17 protein-coding genes are annotated in these 18,306 nt (G+C 64.0%); 8 read left to right on the top strand and 9 right to left on the bottom strand.

Annotated elements, in window-relative coordinates:
* Positions 1–232: 232 nt before the first annotated feature.
* Entirely contained in the window at positions 233–1,783 is a 1,551-nt protein-coding gene (locus NLM27_RS29915) for a winged helix-turn-helix domain-containing protein (RefSeq protein ID WP_254146694.1), read from the bottom strand.
* Between the two features lie 134 nt (positions 1,784–1,917).
* Here NLM27_RS29915 and mddA point away from each other — a divergent pair, with 134 nt between their 5' ends.
* Positions 1,918–2,706 (top strand): methanethiol S-methyltransferase, encoded by a 789-nt coding sequence (gene mddA / locus NLM27_RS29910; protein ID WP_254146693.1) that lies wholly within the window; start codon positions 1,918–1,920, stop codon positions 2,704–2,706.
* Between the two features lie 86 nt (positions 2,707–2,792).
* Complete coding sequence (locus tag NLM27_RS29905) at positions 2,793–3,215, top strand: GFA family protein (protein WP_254146692.1); 423 nt, start codon at positions 2,793–2,795, stop codon at positions 3,213–3,215.
* 55 nt (positions 3,216–3,270) lie between these two features.
* On the opposite strand, the gene NLM27_RS29900 is transcribed toward NLM27_RS29905, so the two are convergent.
* Together NLM27_RS29900 and NLM27_RS29895 are read right to left on the bottom strand one after the other, a co-directional pair.
* Positions 3,271–4,821, bottom strand: coding sequence for a winged helix-turn-helix domain-containing protein (locus tag NLM27_RS29900; protein ID WP_254146691.1), 1,551 nt, complete (start codon positions 4,819–4,821; stop codon positions 3,271–3,273).
* Positions 4,822–5,186: 365 nt separating this feature from the next.
* Positions 5,187–5,594, bottom strand: coding sequence for a BA14K family protein (locus NLM27_RS29895; RefSeq protein WP_254146690.1), 408 nt, complete (start codon positions 5,592–5,594; stop codon positions 5,187–5,189).
* Between the two features lie 282 nt (positions 5,595–5,876).
* Between NLM27_RS29895 and pcaB the strand changes: the two genes are divergently transcribed.
* Positions 5,877–7,238 (top strand): 3-carboxy-cis,cis-muconate cycloisomerase, encoded by a 1,362-nt coding sequence (pcaB, locus tag NLM27_RS29890; protein WP_254146689.1) that lies wholly within the window; start codon positions 5,877–5,879, stop codon positions 7,236–7,238.
* Positions 7,239–7,350: 112 nt separating this feature from the next.
* Positions 7,351–8,607: an aminopeptidase gene (locus NLM27_RS29885; RefSeq protein WP_254146688.1), complete on the top strand. Its 1,257-nt coding sequence runs from the start codon at positions 7,351–7,353 to the stop codon at positions 8,605–8,607.
* 161 nt (positions 8,608–8,768) lie between these two features.
* Here NLM27_RS29885 and NLM27_RS29880 read toward each other — a convergent pair whose 3' ends face one another.
* Positions 8,769–9,323: a hypothetical protein gene (locus tag NLM27_RS29880; RefSeq protein WP_254146687.1), complete on the bottom strand. Its 555-nt coding sequence runs from the start codon at positions 9,321–9,323 to the stop codon at positions 8,769–8,771.
* Between the two features lie 240 nt (positions 9,324–9,563).
* On the opposite strand from NLM27_RS29880, the gene NLM27_RS29875 reads away from it, so the two are divergent.
* Positions 9,564–10,019 (top strand): cupin domain-containing protein, encoded by a 456-nt coding sequence (locus NLM27_RS29875; RefSeq protein WP_254146686.1) that lies wholly within the window; start codon positions 9,564–9,566, stop codon positions 10,017–10,019.
* Positions 10,020–10,104: 85 nt separating this feature from the next.
* Here NLM27_RS29875 and NLM27_RS29870 read toward each other — a convergent pair whose 3' ends face one another.
* The 5 genes from NLM27_RS29870 to NLM27_RS29850 all read right to left on the bottom strand — a co-directional run bounded on the left by NLM27_RS29870 (position 10,105) and on the right by NLM27_RS29850 (position 15,257).
* A complete protein-coding gene (locus tag NLM27_RS29870; protein ID WP_254146685.1) occupies positions 10,105–11,157 on the bottom strand; it encodes an amidohydrolase in 1,053 nt (350 codons plus the stop codon).
* 319 nt (positions 11,158–11,476) lie between these two features.
* Entirely contained in the window at positions 11,477–11,998 is a 522-nt protein-coding gene (locus tag NLM27_RS29865) for a hypothetical protein (protein ID WP_254146684.1), read from the bottom strand.
* 65 nt (positions 11,999–12,063) lie between these two features.
* The gene (locus tag NLM27_RS29860; protein WP_254146683.1) at positions 12,064–12,879 is read right to left on the bottom strand and encodes an MBL fold metallo-hydrolase; all 816 of its coding nucleotides are present in this window, start codon (positions 12,877–12,879) and stop codon (positions 12,064–12,066) included.
* Positions 12,880–12,984: 105 nt separating this feature from the next.
* Positions 12,985–14,511, bottom strand: coding sequence for a permease (locus NLM27_RS29855; RefSeq protein WP_254146682.1), 1,527 nt, complete (start codon positions 14,509–14,511; stop codon positions 12,985–12,987).
* The gene (locus tag NLM27_RS29850; protein ID WP_254146681.1) at positions 14,508–15,257 is read right to left on the bottom strand and encodes an ABC transporter ATP-binding protein; all 750 of its coding nucleotides are present in this window, start codon (positions 15,255–15,257) and stop codon (positions 14,508–14,510) included. The genes NLM27_RS29855 and NLM27_RS29850 overlap by 4 nt, the downstream gene beginning before the upstream one ends.
* A 261-nt stretch (positions 15,258–15,518) precedes the next feature.
* Between NLM27_RS29850 and NLM27_RS29845 the strand changes: the two genes are divergently transcribed.
* From NLM27_RS29845 to NLM27_RS29835, 3 genes are read left to right on the top strand one after another with little or no spacing between them, the layout of a single operon-like run.
* Positions 15,519–16,394, top strand: coding sequence for a branched-chain amino acid ABC transporter permease (locus tag NLM27_RS29845; RefSeq protein WP_254146680.1), 876 nt, complete (start codon positions 15,519–15,521; stop codon positions 16,392–16,394).
* A gap of 5 nt (positions 16,395–16,399) precedes the next feature.
* The gene (locus tag NLM27_RS29840) at positions 16,400–17,551 is read left to right on the top strand and encodes a branched-chain amino acid ABC transporter permease (RefSeq protein WP_254146679.1); all 1,152 of its coding nucleotides are present in this window, start codon (positions 16,400–16,402) and stop codon (positions 17,549–17,551) included.
* Positions 17,548–18,306, top strand: a complete 759-nt coding sequence (locus tag NLM27_RS29835; protein ID WP_254146678.1) for an ABC transporter ATP-binding protein — start codon at positions 17,548–17,550, stop codon at positions 18,304–18,306. Before NLM27_RS29840 ends, NLM27_RS29835 begins: the two co-directional genes overlap by 4 nt.

The following is an 18,306-nucleotide window of genomic DNA, read 5'->3' as shown; positions in this document are numbered from 1 at the left end:
GGTCGACGATAGGGCGGACGCTGCTTCCACAATTTCGTCATTGCGAGCGAAGCGAAGCAATCCAGAATCTTTCAGCGGTGAAACTCTGGATTGCTTCGTCGCTTCGCTCCTCGCAATGACGACGTGGGAGGTAGTCGAGGCCAAAAGTCTAGTCCGACTGTTCTGCGTGTTTACGCCAGTGCGAGTGTCTCTTACCTTCCCCTGGAGGGGGAGGTAAGAGCAGCGCCGCGTCTTACCTCAACCCCGCCCGCCGGAATCCTTCCAGATAGTGCTCGCGGTCGGCGTCATTGGCCCATGGCAGTTGCGTCGCGATCCAGTGCAGCGAGATACCGGGCTGGGTGCGCCGGAGCTCACTCAGCGCCATCTCCGCGAGCATCCCGTCACCGGTCATGCCGGCGGAGACTGCGAGCACGCGGTAGGCGCCGGTGAGGTCGCCGCGGTGGCGGATCGCCTCGCGCGCGAGCGCGATGGCCTCGTCATAGTGCCGTTCGGTGAAGCGCGCATAGCCGGCGATGCCGTGGTAGATCGCCAGCGAAGGATCGCGCGGCGAGAGCCGGATCGCCCTCTGCGCCGCCGCGAACGACTCCTGCGACCGTCCGGCATAGGACAGCGCCAGCGCGTAATAGCCCTGGGCGAGCGAGAAGTTCGGATTGAGCGCGAGCGCCCGCTCGAACTCGGACAGTGCGTCGGCCAGCCTGCGTGTCGAGAAGCAGACGGTGCCGAGCGCAGCATGCGCCCAGGCATCCTCATGGTCGCAGCGCACGGCCGCGAGCGCGGCAGCTTCCGCGACAGGCGCCACTGCGGCAAGCTCGGCCCAGCCGAGATGCACACCGAACATGTGGTTTGCCGCCAGCACCGACAGCGCCTGACCATAATTCGGGTCGATCCCGATCGCGCGCTCTAGCAATACGCGGGCGGCCTCGTGATCCTGCCGCGTCACGCGCCAGTAATGCGACAGAGCCCGCATCAGCAGGTCCCATGCATCGAGACTCGACGGCGGCTTGCGATCGGCGCGGAAATTTTCCGCTGCATGGATCTGCGGCTCGATCGCCGCGGCGATGGCGTTGGTGATCTCGTCCTGCACGGCGAAGACGTCGATCAGCTCACGATCATAGCGTTCGGCCCAGAGGTGACTGCCTGACGCAGCGTCGTTGAGCTGCGCGGTGATGCGCACCCGGTTGCCCGCCTTGCGAACGCTGCCTTCGACGATGTAGCGGACGCCGAGTTCCTCGGCGATCTGCCTGGTGTGGACCGCGCGTCCCTTGTAAGTGAAGGACGAATTGCGGGCGATCACCATGAACCAGCGCTGTTTCGACAGCGCGGTGAGGATGTCCTCGCTGATTCCGTCGCCGAAATAATCCTGTTCGTGATCGCCGCTCATATTCTCGAACGCGAGCACGGCAATCCCCGGACGTTCCGCCGCGGTGCGCAAGGGCACAAGCTGGGTATCGGCCGGCGCGGGCGAAGCTGCCACTTCTTCCAGGACGTCGCCGACGAAGCGAAAACCCTTGCGCGGAATGGTCTTGATCAGCCGCTGGGTGGCACCGTCGTCGCCGATCGCCTTGCGTGCAGCGTTGATCCGGCTGTTCAGGGCGGAATCGGAGACGATGCGGTCGCTCCAGATCTGGCTGATCAGGTCATCCTTACTGACCACTCGCGTGCGTTGCACGACCAGATAGAGCAATAGATCGAACACCTGCGGCTGCAAGGGGACGGCGACCCCGGCGCAGGTGAGCTCCCGCAGGTCGCTGTCGAGCACGTTGTTTTCAAAACGAAATCGCACGTTTGTGTCGTCTCAAGCAAAAATCAAAGTCGTCTCAGGCGAAAATCAACCGTCCGCGAAAGTCTTGGACCGTCCGATCCGGCATGGTGCAGCGACCAATGAAGTGCCGACATTTTGGCACAACGGAGCTGTTTATGACCCAAATTGATCACCAGGTTCATTCGATCGGCCCGGAGATTGCGGGCTCACGCATTTTCAAATTCATCGCCTTTCTGTACGGAATTGCGGCTTATCTCGTGTTTTTCGTCACGATCCTCTATGCCATCGGCTTCGTGATGGGGCTGGTGGTGCCGAAGACCATCGACACCGGGGCCGACACGCCGACGGCTGAAGCCGTCATCATCAATCTGCTCCTGATGACGCTGTTTGCTCTTCAACACAGTGTGATGGCGCGCCAGCAGTTCAAGGCATGGTGGACGCAGTTCGTCCCCAAGCCGGTCGAGCGCAGCACCTACGTGCTGCTTGCGAGCCTGTCATTGCTTCTCCTGTTCTGGCAGTGGCGTCCGCTGCCCGCGATCATATGGAATGTCGAGAATCCGGATCTTGCCGTGACGCTGGTCACGGTGGCCTTCGCTGGCTGGGTGCTTGTGTTCACCTCGACCTTCATCATCAATCATTTCGAGTTGTTCGGCCTGCATCAGGTGACGAACCATCTCGTCGGCAGGGAAGCGCCGCCACCGCGTTTCAAGACGCCGCTGCTCTACAAATTCGTCCGCCATCCGATCTATCTCGGCTTCATCATCGCATTCTGGGCGGCGCCGGTCATGACCGCGGGCCATCTGCTGTTCGCCGCCGTGACCACGCTCTACATCTTCGTCGGAATCGCGCTCGAGGAGCACGACCTCGTCGAACTCTTCGGCGACGAGTACCGGCAGTACAAACAACGGGTGTCAATGCTTATTCCCTGGCGCAGATCAGCATAGTCTTCGCCTAGCGCCGCGCGTCCACCGAAAGGAGGACGCGCAGGCGTCCGACGCCTGATATCGATCCCTCATCAACGGAGAGACCAATGAAACATGTCGGAAACTGCTTCTGTGGCGCGGTCACGGTCGAGGTCACGGGCGCGCCGGAGGCAATGGGTTATTGCCACTGCAGCTCCTGCCGCTCGTGGTCGGGTGGGCCGGTGAATGCGTTCAGCCTGTGGAAGCCGGAAGCCGTGCGTATCACCGAAGGCGCCCAGAATGTCGAGACCTTCGCCAAGACGCCGCTCAGCGAGCGCAAGTTCTGCAAGAAATGCGGCGGTCATCTCATGACCAACCACCCGCCACTCGGCCTGGTGGACGTCTTCACCGCCACCATCCCCACGCTCGCATTTTCGCCCGGCGTCCACGTCAACTACGCCGAGACGGTGCTGCCGATGCGCGACGGCCTGCCCAAGCTGAAGGATTTTCCAGCCGAGTTCGGCGGCAGCGGCGAGATGATGCAGGAGTAGGCGTTGCTCTTCCTTCTCTCCTTGCGAGAGACGGTGCACCGTCAACGTGGGGCGCCTACCGCATCCCCGCACGCCGAAACCCTTCCAGATAATGCTCGCGATCTTCCGCACGCTGCATCGGCAGCTCGCGCGTGAGCCAGGCGAGCGAGAGGCCCGGCTGGGCGCGATGCAGGCCTTGCAGCGCGGTTGCCGCGAGCTGAGCATCACCCGACATTCCGGCGGCAGCCGTCAGCACGCGATGCGCCCCGACAAAATCGGCGCGCTGCCGCATCGATTCCCGTGCCAGCTGGATCGACTCTTCATAATTGCGCCCGATGAACTGCGCATAGGCCGCAACTCCGCAATAGATCGCCGCGAGCGGATCGCGCGGACTGAGGCGCAGCGCACGGCGCGCGGCGGCATCGCCCTCCTGCCATCGTCCCGCGTAGCAGAGCGTCACGCCGTAGAAGGCGTGCGCCATCGCGAAATTCGGATTGAGCCTCAAGGCCAGCTCGAACTCGGCCAGCGCGTCGTCGAAGCGGCGGCGGAACAGATAAGTGTAGGCGAGGCCGTGATGAGCCCAGGCGTCCTCGCGATCGGCTTCCACCGCAGCCAGTGCCGCGCGTTCGGCGACCGGCACCGTCGTGGCCATGTCGGCCCAGCCCATATGCGCGCCAAAAATATGACTGGTTGCGAGCAGGCCCAGCGCCTTGCCATAGGCCGGGTCGATTGTGGTCGCCTTTTCCAACAGGCTTTGCGCGGCCGCATTGTCCTCGCGTGTGATGCGCCAGTAATGCGACAGCGCGCGCATCACGAGATCCCAGGCATCGAGGCTGCCCGGCGGCTTTTGCTGGGCGCGAAAGCTTTCGGCGGCATAAAGCTGCGGCTCGATCGCAGCGACGATCGCCTCGGTGATCTCGTCCTGCACGGCGAAGATGTCGGCGAGCTCGCGGTCGTAGCGTTCGGCCCAGAGATGGCTGCCGGTCGAGACGTCGTTGAGCTGGGCCGAGATGCGCAGGCGATCGCCGCTCCGCCGCACGCTGCCTTCGACCACGTAGCGTACGCCGAGCTCGCGCGCGACCTCGTGAATGTGCACGGCGCGGCCCTTGTAGACAAAGGACGAGTTGCGCGCGACGACGAAGAACCAGCGCAGCTTCGACAGTGCGGTGATGATGTCCTCGCTGATGCCGTCGGAGAAATAATCCTGCTCGCGGTCGCCGCTCATATTGGTGAAGGGCAGCACGGCGATCGCGGGCCGGTCGGGCAACGCGAGCGGCGCCTGCGCAGTGCGGCCGGGTTCTGGCGCGGCCGCGCCGCGCATCGCCTCGACGTCGCCGACGAAGCGAAAGCCCTTGCGCGCAATGGTGCGGATCAGCGCCTGGTTCGCGCCATTGTCGCCGATCGCCTTGCGCGCCGCGTTGATCCGGCTGGTCAGGGTGGATTCGGAGACGCTGCGCCCGTGCCAGATCTTGTCGATCAGCTCATCCTTGCTGACCACCCTGTCACGGTTCTCCATGAGATGCACGACCAGGTCAAAAACCTGCGGTTCCACGGCAACGGGAACCTGCTCGCGGCTCAGCTCGCGCAGGTCGGTATCTAGGAGATGGTCCCGGAACATAAATTGCACGTCGAAAACTCAGTCCTCACAACGACATCAGGGAATGTTGAAAACAAAATCGATTTCGACTTGAAGTCTGTGAGTCCGCCGACGGGCCGACACGGTTCACCACGATTGCGTGATGGCAGTCATGCTGGTTGCGGGGAGGCATGCAGCCGGAACCAGAACATGGCGGTGCCGGTCAGATTGTCGCGGGGGCAGGTGCTGAACCTGATATTGCCTTTGGCACAATTCATCACCGTCACCCCGAGGCTCAGCGCGCGCTGCTTCGCATCGCACGCGTCGCGCCTGGGGGATCACCTGGGGGATGACGGGGTGAACAGCACTGCAGCCCGCATGTCGCAGCCCTCAGGCGGGCTGCGAGGTCAGGGGCACTACGGGCAGGAATGGCGCCGGCCGTCGTTGCCGAGATAGGTGCCCGTGTTCGGATTGTAGGACTTGTAGCGTTGCATGCAGTACTGCACGTCGCCTTCCGGCGGCGGTCCATAGGCGACGGGCGGTGGCGGGTAGCCCGGTCCGTCATAATAGGGCGAGCCGTAATAGTAGGGCGCCGCGACGGCGCCACCGATCAGCGCACCGGCTGCGAGCCCACCGACGAACGCACCGCCGCCCCAGCCCCAGCCGCGACGTCCGTACCAGCGCACTTGTTCGACCTGACCTTGGTCGGCGTGTGTCATCGCCAGCGGTTGTCCGATCGGTGCGGACGACGCCGTTGTCAGTGTTGCCGTCGACAGGCCTGCTAGCAGACAAGCTCCAGCAACGAAGCGAAACGATTTCAACATTGTGGTCTCCTCGCCATGCGGCGGCTCTCGTGCCGCACGTCAGTGATAGTGCAACGGGAGAAGCGTGCTGAATTAAAGTTTGGACAGGAATGGGATTCGCGCTTCGTCGCAAGAGCTCCTCGCGATGACGGTGCCGAGACAGCGCGCGACATCGCTCCAACGTCGTACGGGCTTCTCAGGGCGACACCGGGAATATGTGACGAACGATGAATGTCCATTGCCGAACCCCGCGACCCGCGTAAGCTGCCCTCCACAAAACACACCAACGACGAAGAAATGCCCATGCCCGCTTTTCCCGCTTCGACCACCGTGCTCGACTCCATGCTTTTCCGCGACGCCTTCGGCACGCCCGAGATGCGGGAGGTGTTCTCCGATGTCGCGCTGGTGGCGCGCTACGCTGAGGTCGAGGTTGCGCTGGCGAGGGCGGAGGCCAGATGCGGCGTGATCCCGCAAGACGCCGCCGACCAGATCGCGGCACGGACGAATGTTGCCGCGCTCGACTTCGATCTGTTGCGGCAGGAGACCGACATCGTCGGCTATCCGATCCTTCCCCTGGTGCATCAGATGGTGAAGCAATGCGGCGAGGCCGGCCGCTATGTGCATTGGGGAGCGACCACACAGGACATCATGGACACCGCGGTGGTCCTGCAACTCCGCGCCGCGCTCGGGATCGTCGAGCGCGACATCGCAGAGCTGCGCAAGATCCTCGCCGACCTGTCGCGGCGCTATCGCGGCACGCCGATGGCGGGTCGCACCCATCTCCAGCAGGCGCTGCCGGTGACGTTTGGCTACAAGACCGCGATCTGGCTCGCGATGTTCGACCGCCATGCCGAACGTCTGGCACAATTGAAGCCACGGGTCCTGGTCGGCCAGTTTGCCGGCGCCGCCGGCACGCTGGCCTCGCTCGGGGACAAGGGGTTCGAGGTGCAGGAAGCGCTATGCGCCGAACTGAAGCTCGGCGTTCCCGTCTTGACCTGGCACGTCGCGCGCGACGGCTTTGCCGAGGCCGTGAACTTTCTGGCGCTCGTCACCGGTTCGCTCGGCAAGATCGCGCTCGACATCATGATCATGGCCTCGACCGAATTCGCTGAAGTCTACGAACCCTTCGTCAAGGGCCGCGGCGCCTCCTCGACCATGCCGCAGAAGCGCAACCCGATCTCCTCCGAACTGATGCTCGCGGCGTCGAAGGCGGTGCGCCAGCATGCAGGCCTGATGCTGGATGCGATGGTGCAGGATTTCGAGCGTGCCACCGGTCCCTGGCACGCCGAATGGATCGCGATCCCCGAAAGCTTCGTGCTGACCGCCGGCGCGCTGCACCAGGCAAAGTTTGCGCTCGCGGGCCTCATCGTGGACGAGGCGAAGATGAACGACAATCTCGCCATCAGCCGCGGCCTGATCGTGGCAGAAGCGGTCATGATGGGGCTCGCCCCGCAGATCGGGCGGCAGGAGGCGCATGATGTGGTCTATGACGCCTGCCGGCTCGCCAATGACAAAGGCTTGACGCTGGCGGATGCGCTCTCATCCGATTCCCGGGTCTCGAGCCGCATCGACCGCGCCACAATCGAGGCGCTCACCTCACCAAAAAATTACCTCGGCCTTGCGCCCGCCATGGTCGACCGGGTGCTGAAATCGGCAACGCGTTGAAAACCAAGTTGCGTGAAACTGCGTATCTTCTCGGTGTCGCAAGGTGCTCGCGTACTTGCGCCTCGCGATGCTAGGCTTAGATTGAACGAGAGACTTCGGCAGAGGGCCCGGCATGACTGATCACCGCAATTCCGCTACTCCCATCGATCCCGCGAAACTCGACCGGCTGGCTGAGGTGGCGGTGAAGGTGGGCCTGGGCTTGCGGCCGGGACAGGATCTTCTTCTGACGGCGCCGGCGATCGCGCTGCCGCTGGTGCGGCGGATCGCCGTCCACGCCTACAAGGCCGGCGCCGGCATCGTGACGCCGATCCTGTCGGACGAGGAGATGACGCTGGCGCGCTACCGCCACGGTCACGACGACAGTTTCGATCGTGCTGCCGGCTGGCTGTATGAGGGCATGGCCAAGGCATTCTCGGACAACACCGCACGGCTCGCCATCGTCGGCGACAATCCGATGCTGCTGTCCGGAGAGGATCCCTCCAAGGTGGCGCGCGCCAGCAAGGCCAACTCCATGGCCTACCAGCCGGCGCTGGAAAAAATCGTCAATTTCGACACCAACTGGAACATCATCGCCTATCCAAGCCCGTCCTGGGCCAAGCAGGTCTTTCCTGACGATCCCGAGGACGTCGCGATTGGCAAGCTCGCGGATGCGATCTTCGCGGCGTCCAGGGTTAACCGTGAGGACGCGATGGGAAATTGGGCGAGCCACAATGCGGTGCTGCGCGAGCGCACCAACTGGCTCAACGGCCAGCGTTTTCGCGCGTTGCAATACTCGGGGCCGGGCACCGACCTCACCATCGGCCTTGCCGACGGCCACGAATGGGAGGGCGGCGCCTCGCTCTCCAAGAACGGCATCAGCTGCAACGCCAACATTCCGACCGAAGAGGTCTTCACCACGCCGCATTGCCGCCGCGTCTACGGCCACGTCGTGAGCTCGAAGCCGCTGTCCTACCAGGGGACCCTGATCGACAACATCGCGGTGCGATTCGAGGACGGCAAGATCGTCGACGCAAAAGCCTCGCGCGGCGCGGAGGTGCTGAGCAAGGTGCTCGACACCGACGAGGGTGCGCGTCGCCTCGGCGAGGTGGCGCTGGTGCCGCATTCCTCGCCGATCTCGCAGAGCGGGCTGTTGTTCTACAACACGCTGTTCGACGAGAACGCCGCCTCGCACATCGCGCTCGGCCAGTGCTACTCGAAATGCTTCGTCAACGGCGCGCAGCTCACCCCGCAGCAGATCGCCGCGCAAGGCGGCAACCAGAGCCTGATCCATATCGACTGGATGATCGGCTCGGCCGAGACCGATATCGACGGCATTCTCGCCGACGGCAGCAAGGTGCCGGTGTTTCGCAAGGGCGAGTGGGCGAAGTAAAACGTGTTGCGGCCCATCCTTCGAGACGCCCGCCGCTGGCGGGCTTCTCAAGGATGAGGTCTCGTTTCGCGGAGAGATAGCAGACCCTCATGGTGAGGAGCGTCGCCTCATGGCGCGTCTCGAACCGTGAAGGCCAAGCATATTCGTCTCTTCAACGCCTTTCAGGCCGCCGCGTTGCGCAGCATCGGGTTGCTGTCTACGCTGAAGCGGTTGAACAGCGTCGTGAACGGGCTTCCGTCGGTGGCCCGCACGATAGCCTCGGAGGCAGCCACCGCTTCGCAGAGCGCGCCAATCGGATCGTCCGCATCGGGCAGGCCGAGCGCGCCGCGGATTTCCTCGCGGGCCTCGTTGATCTCGTCCTCGTCGTCGAGTGTCGCTTCCAGCGCATCCGCGGCGCGCCGCATCTCCTGGAGATCGCCACCGGCGGAGAATTTGAGGATGTCGAGCCAGTAGGGGCGGGCGACAATGAGCTGAACGAACGCTTCGAAATTCTCCGCGATCATGCCGGCGCGCCCCTCTGATGACACGTAGAGCACATTCTGCGACGGCAGCAGCACGAACGCGCCGCCGGAACCGTCGCTACCGATCTGCCTGGGGTTTTCGACGCCGTCGATGGTGAACCAGGGCTCCTCATCCGGCGTGAACGAGACATCGAGGCTGCCCAGCCAGGCGACGACCTCGCTGTTGGCTGTCAGGACCTCAGGCGTGAGGGGCATTGGCATGGCTCCTTCCATGGTCACTTTCGCGCATTTTGTCGCACCCCGGAAAAGATGGGTTCATGGGCGCGAATTCGCAGCGGAATCGCGACGTTAGCTGCTTCGCACCTGCAACTTACGGCTGATTGTCGGTGCCCGCGTAAGGAAGAATTAAAAGCCGGTCACTAGCGTTGCGGACATCATTGGAAACAGTCCGGGCTTCGACCCGGCCAAACCTTATTTTATTCCCTGAGGAAACAGATGTCGCGCGCAATGATTGAAATCGGCAGTTGCAATGTGGATCTGGAGCTGCGGCCGATCGAGCCGTCCTGGATCATCGAGGGTAACCCGGTATCGCGTTCGCACGTCCTGTCCACCAGCGCCGACGGCACGGCCCAGACCATCATCTGGGCTTGCACCGAAGGGCGCTTCAACTGGTACTACGATATCGACGAGACGATCATGATCATGGAAGGATCGATCGTGCTCGAGAGCGACGGCATGCCGCCGAAGCGCTATGGTCCCGGCGATGTCATTTTCTTCCGTGACGGCGCCCATGCCAAATGGCATGTCGAAGGGCACGTCAAGAAGATCGCCTTTTGCCGCAAGACCAATCCCGTGGTGATCGGATTCCTGATCCGCGTGGTCAACAAGCTCAAGAAGATGTTCGCCGCTAGCGGCGAGCGTCGTCCGGCCTCGCTGATGGGCGCCGGCTAGAGCTCGATCAGTAAAATTTCAAGGACGCTTCCCAGCGGCCACGACGGAAAAGGGACCGGGATCAACATCCCGGCCCCTTTTTTCGTCACGACGGCAGCTCGAGCCGATAGAAATCGGTCGCCGTTTGTGAGAACAGCGCCGTCTTCTCGGTCTCGCTTAGGGGAGACGCGATGCGCTTGAAGGCATTGAAAATCACCTGGTAGCTGCACTGGCCCTTGTCCGGCGGGAAGTTGCTCTCGAACATCGCGCGTTGGGGGCCGAATGCCTCGATGCAGGTTTCGATATAAGGCCGCCAGGCCGCGGCAAGCTCCTCCGATGACGGCGGTCTCGCGCGCAAATGGAAGTCGTAGCCGAGCAGGCACATGGCGAGCCCGCCGAGCTTCACGACCACGTTCTCGCATTTCGCGATCTCGCGGATCGAGGCGCGCCATTGCGGAAACACCTCCTCGCGCCGTCCCGCAAAGCGGCCGACGCCAGCGGGGCCGCCGCAATGGTCGAGCACGATCCTGGTGTCGGGGAAGGCGCGGGCCAGTTCGGTCAGCTCGTCAATCTGCGGATGGAACAGCCAGGCGTCGAAGCTGAGGTTCAGCGGCGCGAGGCAGGCAAAACCCTTGCGGAAGGTCGGATCCCGCAACAATTCCTTCGGCCTGTTCGCATACATGCCGGCGACGACAGGGTCCTGGTCCCAGGCCGAGGAATGCCTGATGCCGCGGAAGCGGCCGTTGCCGGCCGCGATCTCTGCTTCGAGCACCGGCTTGGCCGCGTCGCCCAACAGCAGATTGGCGTGGCTGACGATGCCGGCACAGATCGCCGCCTTGCCATAAGCACCGCTCGCGCTCATCGCGGCAACGCCATTGGCGAACTCGACTTCGCCGACGGGTCGGAACGCCTCCGGGCCATGCGTGCGATACATCGCGCGGCAATCGACATAAACGGTCGCAATGACATCGTGGCCGGTCGCGATATCGGCCGCCATCTCCTCGATGAGATAGCGGTGCCCGCGATTCCAGAGATGATGATGGGGATCGACGATCGGCCGCAAGGGATCGATGATCTCCTCCTGATGCAGCGCGAGCCAGTCCTCGCGCGGCTCGACAAACAGCCCGCTCGTGTTGGCGGGCAACCCGCTTGCAGCCATCGGCGTTCGCTCCCTCGATGTTTTTGTGCCGGGAGCCTAGCACCCCATCTCGTCACGCAGCAGCGCGCGGCATGCAACCGCCCCCGTCATCGCGAGCACAGCGGCGCCGTCAGCACGTAGGAGGTGCGCTCCCTCTCCCGCTTGCGGGGGAGGGGTGGGGTGGGGGTGTCTCCGCGCCGGGATTGTTTGAGGTTTACGGAGAATGTCCCCAAGAGGAGAGAGCCCTCACCCGGCGCTTCGCGCCGACCTCTCCCGCAAGCGGGAGAGGTTGCAGCGAGCCTGTGGTTCGATCGGTGCGCTCAAAAATGCGACGAGCGGCTTAAGCTTTGCGGCGCTTGGCTCTCACATCGACTATCAACCGCCAGTCCGCCGACGCGGCAGGCTTGACCTCCCCGAGCCAATGGAAGGAATTGCCGGTGATCTCCGTAAAGCTCCAGCGCGTCAGCTCGCCGGCGTCGGTTGTGCCTTCCTGCACGATGTCATCGCCTCGCGACCGGCCGATCTGCTGGCGGAACACGCTGCGGCCGGGGTCGAACCAGGAAATCCGCCACGCGGCAATGGTCGGGTCATAGACACGCAGCGTCGTGCCGTACCAATTGCCGGCGATCGGAAAGGCCGGCGCGCCCGCGGGCCGGGGTATGATCCAGACATCCTGCACGGCACGTCCCTCGAGCACCCAGCCAAAATGGATTTTGCCGGGCGCGGTGTGTTCCGTTCCATCGGGCCCATGGGCGGTGATTTCGGCGTCCCAGTCGCCGACGAAGCGGCCGTAAAGCTGGAGCGCCGCCGCATGCTCGGGGTTCGGTCCGTCCGCGTGCAACAATTTCGCAAAGTCGGCCATGGCGATCTCCTGTTGTGGGGAGAACATCACGGACGGGCGGCGGCCGACTTGGAGAAAATTGCGCGTCAGACCCCGTCGAGGATGATCACGGTCGGCTTCGACGGCAGCGCATCTCGCGACATCCGGAACGAGCGCTCGGTGCGGTGGTCGATCTCGAACTGCTGGCCGATCCGGCGCATGAAATCGTCGAGCGGGGTGGCGAAGCGGTGCATCGGCAGCACCACCGAGGCGCGTAGCCGCTTGGTGATCTCGGAGATGCCCTCCAGCGACATGGTGTAGGTACCGTCGATCGGCACCATCACGATGTCGAGCCGGCCGATCTGGGCGAAATGGCTGTCATCGAGCTTGTGGTGGAGATGGCCGAGATGGCCGATGCAGAGGCCAGCAACCTCGAAGATGAAGATCGAATTGCCGTCACGGATCATGTCGGTGCCGGCATCGTCGCCGAAATAGCGGCGGATGTCGGTCGTGACGTTGCGGACGAAGGTATCGCCGATGCGCTCCGAGACGATGGCCGGCTTGCCGTCCTCGCTCCAGCCATGAAGCACATGGGGAATGCGCTTGTTCGGGAACAGGGTGTAGTGGGTGCTGTGGGCCCGGTTCATGGTGACAACGTCGGGGAGCCGCCCGACCTGGTAGGCGCCGCTATAGTCCGTGGCGATGCGCAGGCCGCCGGGCGTGTCGATGAAATAGGTGGAGTGGCCGGCATAGGTGATCTCGACCTCGGCCGAGCCAGCGGCCTGCCGGAATGCGACCGGCATCGCGCGGGGCGCCGCGTTGGCCATCGCCAGGCATTCGCTGCGCTGAGGTGGCTGCTGGGCGAGGGCAGGTGCGAGGAATACGCCGAACAGCGCCAGAGCCGCCGAAACCAGTCGCCACATGCATCCGTTCCCGATGACTTCGGGGGAAAGTCTAGCGTGCTATGCGGCGTGTCGCCAATGGGCAGCGATCAACAGCGCGTCAGTGTCGCACCTCTCGCGCGCGTCTTATTCGCGCCTTGGGCTGAACTTCCAGGTGATGGCGACGAGGCCGGCTGTGATCAGGCCGCTGATGAGGCCGGCGATCGGCAGGGCGAGCAGCAACGCGGCGGTGGCCGCCCAGCCGATCGAGGAGAAGGCCTCGGCAAAGGTCGCGAGCCGCGAGGAGGTCTGGCGGCGGCGGAATTGGCTGCGCCGGGCCTGCACCCGGAACCAGAGCTGGATTGCGGTGGCCGAGGCCGCGCTGACGATGATCGCGCCGCCGCTGATGGCCGCCTGGATTGGCGAGGCGACGGCCAGCGCTGCGACCAGCGGACAGAAGATCGCGGCGATCGCGATCAGCACCACCTCGATCTTGGCGCGGATGACGCCGGACGGCATCAGCGGCGCGGTGGCAACGAGGTCGGGGGCGTCCTCGCCCGAGATGGTCAGCCAGGCAAGGCCGCCGGCGAGCTGTCCGGCCGCCATCACGATGACAGGCGTGATCAACGTCAGCGCCGCGGAGTTGTCGGCAAAATTGCGCCAGAGCAGCAGCGCGGGCGGCACCAGATACAGAAGCTGCATCAGGGTCTGCGAGACCAGCCAGGGATCGCGCCACAGGAGCACGAATTCCTTGCGCCGCAGCGCCTGCTGTCGCGATCCGCCGCGGAAGGGGCGCTCCCTCGCGCGCACGCGGCCCGATGTGCCATACGCGGCCGCATCGATGGCAGTGTCGGCGAAGCGGCCCGAAAAGATCGCCATGACGCTTCCGAGCAGCATCAGCCCGAGCGCCAGAAGCAGCAACAGTGCCTCGCTGTCGCCCATGGTCGCCCGCGCAGGCCACCACCAGATGCTGTCGACGTCGGGCGCGTAGTCGGCGAGGCTGCCCGAGGTCAGGATGGTGAAGCGCGACAGCGTGCCGTAGGACATGATCGCGGCGACCTGGAGCGCGATCACGAAGCCCGCGCCGATGATCGCGGCGACGATCTGGGCGATGAGACGCGTCCGCGCCGGGCCGATCAGCCGGAACAGCAGGATGGTGATGGCGATCGAGATCGCAGCGGCCGACAGACCCATCGCGATCACGACGCCGAACGCGCTAAGCCAGCGCGCCCCGCCGCCGATCACCAGCACGTCGATGAAGGGCGTCGAAAACAGCAACGCGATCATCGTGACGGTGAGCGCGATCGCGGCGATGCGGACCGAGAACAGATTGGCCAGCCTCGCCGGCGAGGACATCATGAGGTCGAGATCGGCGCGTGCGTAAAACACCCGCGTCACCGATTCGATCGCCTGCGACAGCATCAAGGTCCAGGCCAGAAAGATCGTCGCCGAGATCACGATCAGCGAGGATTTGTCGAGCGGCAGTTGCAGCTCCGCGAAGCGGCCGATCACGGCCCAGGCCGGCAGGTGCAGGAGTGCGGCGAAGAAGAGCAGGCCGATCACGGCAGCGCGCGCGCGTTTGCGCCGGCCGCCGGTCATCATCGCGAACCATTCGCGCCAGGCGAGCCGGAGCTCGTGGCGGGCGAACCAGGACAGCGCGGTCGCCGAGCTCATGCGGCGTCCGGAAGTGTCACCAGCGCGATGAAGAGATCCTCGAGGCTGGTATCGGAATGGCCGTTCTGCCGGCGCAGCTCGTCGAGCGTGCCTTGGGCGACCAGATGGCCCGACGCGATCACGCCGATGCGGTCGGCCATGCGTTCGGCGACCTCGAGAATATGCGTGGTCATGATGACCGTGCAGCCCGCTCGGACGCGCTCGCTGAGGAGGCCCTTCACATGGCGGGCGGAGACGGCATCGAGGCCCGTCAGCGGCTCGTCGAGAATGATGAGGCGGGGATCGTGCACCAGCGCGCCGGCCAGCGCCACCTTCTGGCGCATTCCCTTGGAAAAGCCCTCGCAGCGTTCGTGCCGGTGCGGCTCGAGCCCGAGCGAGGTGAGAAGCTCCTGCGCGACCGGCTCCGAGGTTGATGGCGCGATGCCCCAGAGGCCGGCGACGAATTCGAGATATTCGAGCGGTGTCAGCTTGTCATAGATCATCGGCTCATCGGACACCCACGCCATCACCTGCTTGGCGGCAACTGGGTTGTGGAGCGCATCGATGCCGAAGATCGAGACCGCACCGGTATCGGGCCGCAACAGGCCGGCAACCATGCGCAGCGTGGTGGTCTTGCCGGCGCCGTTGGGGCCGACCAGCGCGTAGAATTCGCCGGCGCGAATGGTGAGATCGAGGCCATCGACCGCCAAGCGGTCAAAACGCTTCGTTAACCCTCGGACTTCCAGCGCCGACTTGTCCGGCTTCATGACGGCCACCATCCGGTTTTGCATCGCTCGCGACCATGCCCCCAAGATGTTTCGGCACCGTGAATCTACGGCCTACAAATTCCGCCATCCGGTTTCGACTAAAGGCAAGTCACCGTTTGTTGACAGCGCTTTGCGGTTCAGGCTGAATTGGCGACGGGACAAATGGTGCTAACGCAGCGAAACGACTGCGTAGCGACTGGACACAAGATGCGACGAGGCGGTCAACAAGAACCGTCGGTTGCATCGGGAGGATGCGCGGCGATGCTGGATTTCGTTCAGCAGCTGGTCAGCGGTGTTGCGCTCGGCTGCGTCTACGGCCTGATCGCGCTCGGCTTCGTGCTCGTCTACAAGGCCACCGAGGTCGTCAATTTCGCCCAGGGCGATTTGATGATGCTCGGCGGCTTCTTCGCATTCACCTTCATCGGCATGATGGGCCTGAACTACTGGATCGGCTTTGCCGGTGCAGTGGCGGCCATGGCGCTGTTCGGCATGCTGGCGGAGCGCGTGGTGGTGCGGCCGATCCTCGGCTATCCGCAATTCTCCATCATCATGGCGACGATCGGCCTCGGCTATTTCCTGCGCTCGATCGCCGGCATGATCTGGGGCACCGATGATCTGAAGATCGAGACGCCGTTCAGCGCGGGCGTGCTGCGCATGGGCGCGCTGGTGCTCGCCTACGACAAGCTCTCGGTGATCGCAGCGACCGTGATCCTGTGCACGCTGCTGTGGCTGTTCTTCAACAAGACCACGCTCGGCACGGCGATGCGCGCCAGCTCCGAGAACATGCTCGCGGCCTATTACATGGGCATTCCGGTCAAGCGCGTGGTGTCGATCGTCTGGGCGATCAGCGCGGCGGTGGCGACCTGCGCCGGCGTGCTGCTGGCGCCGATCACCTTCATCCATTCCAATGTCGGTCTCGTCCTCGGCCTGAAGGCGTTTCCCGCCGCCGTGCTCGGCGGCTTCGGCTCGATCCCGGGTGCAGTCGTCGGCGGCGTGCTGATCGGCGTGATCGAGAGCATGGCCGGCTTCTACCTGCCGGAGGGCTGGAAGGACGTCGCGCCCTACCTCGTGCTGCTGACCGTGCTGCTCCTGAAGCCTGAAGGCCTGTTCGGCCACCACGTCCGCAAGAAGGTCTGAACGCCATGCGCTTCCTGTTCAAGACCGACTATGAAGACGACATCAAGCTGTTTCCGCATTCGGGCTACCTCGTCTCCTATGGCATCCTGCTCGCGCTGCTGCTAATCGCGCCCTACGTGCTCTCCAGCTATCTGATGAGCCAGCTCGTCTTCGTCTGCATCTATGCGACCGTCGGTGTGGCGCTTCTGATTCTGACCGGCTTCACCGGCCAGGCCTCGCTTGGGCACGCCGCGTTCCTCGCGATCGGGGCCTACACCGCGGCCTATTTGCAGAAATACAACGTGCCGTTCCCGGTCTACTTCCTCGCCGCCGGGGCCCTGACCGGCATCGTCGGCGCGTTGGTCGGCTTTCCCGCCCTGCGCCTCACCGGCATCTACCTCGTCATCGCCACCATCTCGTTCGCCTTGATCGTCGAAGAGATCCTGGCGCGCTGGGAGAGCGTGACCCACGGCAACGAGGGCATGCGGGTCAAGACGCTGTCCCTGCTCGGCGTCGCGGTGCCGCGCGACAGCCCGACTTTCTATTATCTGTGCCTTGCCGTGCTGGTGCTGACGATCGTCGGGACGCTGAATTTGCTGCGCTCGCCCACGGGTCGCGCCTTCGTCGCGATCCGCGACAGCGAGACGGCGGCGCGCAGCATGGGCGTCAACGTCGCGCTCTACAAGGTGAAGTCGTTCGCGATCTCGGCGGCGATCACCGGCTTTGCCGGCGTCCTGTTCGCGCACAAGCTCTCCTTCATCTCGCCGGAGATGTTCACGCTGCAGCTCTCGATCGAGTTCATCATCGTGATCCTGATTGGCGGCACCTTCAGCCTGCACGGCGCGGTGCTGGGCGCGATCTTCATCGTCATGATCGATCCGTTCCTGACCTATTTGAAGGACGACATGCCCGGCATCATCGCCGGCATCGCGGCGACATTCGGAGCGGGTACGGCGACTGCGGCCAACATCCAGTCCAAGGTCGCGGCCTTCGCCTCGCTCAACGGGCTGAAGGGCGCGATCTATGGTATCATCATCGTGCTGTTCGTGCTGTTCGAGCCGCTCGGGCTCTACGGCCGCTGGTTGAAGATCAAGCTCTTCTTCCAGCTGTTCCCGCTCTACAAGCGCGCCACCTTCAAGCGGCAGAAGATCTACGTGAAGTCGGAGCGCAACCGATGAGCTATTTTCGCGCCGAGAACCTGTCGCTGCACTTCGGCGGCCTCAAGGCCGTCGATGCGGTCTCGTTCGCGGTCGAGAAGGGCGAGATCCTGTCGATCATCGGTCCCAACGGCGCCGGCAAGAGCTCGATCTTCAACCTGATCTCGCGGATCTACCGGCCCACTTCGGGCCGCATCTTCTTCGAGGACCGGGACATCACCGAGCAGCCGCCCTACGACATCGCCAAGCTCGGCATCGCCCGCACCTTCCAGAACATCGAGCTGTTCGAGAACGCGACCGTGCTGTCGAATCTCCTGGTCGGCCGCCACCGCCATTCCACCACGCAGCTCTGGCAGGAGCTGCTGTTCCTGCCGAGCGTGCGCGCCAACGAGAAGGTGCACCGCCGCCGGGTCGAGCAGGTCATCGAATTCCTCGATCTCGAACCTTATCGCGACAAGCTCATCTCCGGCCTTCCCTACGGCGTGCGCAAGGTGATCGAGCTGGCGCGCGCGCTGTGCTCGGAGCCGAAGCTGATCTTGCTCGACGAGCCGTCCTCCGGCCTCAATGTCGAGGAGACCGACGACATGTCCTTCTGGATCCGCGACTTGAAGAACGAGCTCGGCGTCACCGTGCTGATGGTCGAGCACGACATGTCGCTGGTCAATCGCGTTTCCGACCGCGTCATCGCGCTGAACTATGGCCGAGTGCTGGCGATGGGCTCACCGGCCGAGGTGCAGCAGCACCCCGATGTCGTCGCTGCGTATCTGGGAGCCTGA

This window comes from Bradyrhizobium sp. CCGB12 (genome assembly GCF_024199845.1).
In the GTDB taxonomy this organism is placed as follows: Bacteria; Pseudomonadota; Alphaproteobacteria; order Rhizobiales; family Xanthobacteraceae; genus Bradyrhizobium.
Note: the sequence above shows the minus strand (reverse complement) of the source record. Positions and strands in the feature narration are given on the sequence as shown.

What these genes read in the sequence shown, in the direction of transcription:
- mddA (WP_254146693.1), top strand. Translation starts at nt 1,918, where the DNA reads ATGACCCAAATTGATCACCAGGTTCATTCGATCGGCCCGGAGATTGCG.
- NLM27_RS29905 (WP_254146692.1), top strand. Translation starts at nt 2,793, where the DNA reads ATGAAACATGTCGGAAACTGCTTCTGTGGCGCGGTCACGGTCGAGGTC.
- NLM27_RS29895 (WP_254146690.1), bottom strand. Translation starts at nt 5,594, where the DNA reads ATGTTGAAATCGTTTCGCTTCGTTGCTGGAGCTTGTCTGCTAGCAGGC.
- pcaB (WP_254146689.1), top strand. Translation starts at nt 5,877, where the DNA reads ATGCCCGCTTTTCCCGCTTCGACCACCGTGCTCGACTCCATGCTTTTC.
- NLM27_RS29885 (WP_254146688.1), top strand. Translation starts at nt 7,351, where the DNA reads ATGACTGATCACCGCAATTCCGCTACTCCCATCGATCCCGCGAAACTC.
- NLM27_RS29880 (WP_254146687.1), bottom strand. Translation starts at nt 9,323, where the DNA reads ATGCCCCTCACGCCTGAGGTCCTGACAGCCAACAGCGAGGTCGTCGCC.
- NLM27_RS29875 (WP_254146686.1), top strand. Translation starts at nt 9,564, where the DNA reads ATGTCGCGCGCAATGATTGAAATCGGCAGTTGCAATGTGGATCTGGAG.
- NLM27_RS29870 (WP_254146685.1), bottom strand. Translation starts at nt 11,157, where the DNA reads ATGGCTGCAAGCGGGTTGCCCGCCAACACGAGCGGGCTGTTTGTCGAG.
- NLM27_RS29865 (WP_254146684.1), bottom strand. Translation starts at nt 11,998, where the DNA reads ATGGCCGACTTTGCGAAATTGTTGCACGCGGACGGACCGAACCCCGAG.
- NLM27_RS29860 (WP_254146683.1), bottom strand. Translation starts at nt 12,879, where the DNA reads ATGTGGCGACTGGTTTCGGCGGCTCTGGCGCTGTTCGGCGTATTCCTC.
- NLM27_RS29855 (WP_254146682.1), bottom strand. Translation starts at nt 14,511, where the DNA reads ATGAGCTCGGCGACCGCGCTGTCCTGGTTCGCCCGCCACGAGCTCCGG.
- NLM27_RS29850 (WP_254146681.1), bottom strand. Translation starts at nt 15,257, where the DNA reads ATGAAGCCGGACAAGTCGGCGCTGGAAGTCCGAGGGTTAACGAAGCGT.
- NLM27_RS29845 (WP_254146680.1), top strand. Translation starts at nt 15,519, where the DNA reads ATGCTGGATTTCGTTCAGCAGCTGGTCAGCGGTGTTGCGCTCGGCTGC.
- NLM27_RS29840 (WP_254146679.1), top strand. Translation starts at nt 16,400, where the DNA reads ATGCGCTTCCTGTTCAAGACCGACTATGAAGACGACATCAAGCTGTTT.
- NLM27_RS29835 (WP_254146678.1), top strand. Translation starts at nt 17,548, where the DNA reads ATGAGCTATTTTCGCGCCGAGAACCTGTCGCTGCACTTCGGCGGCCTC.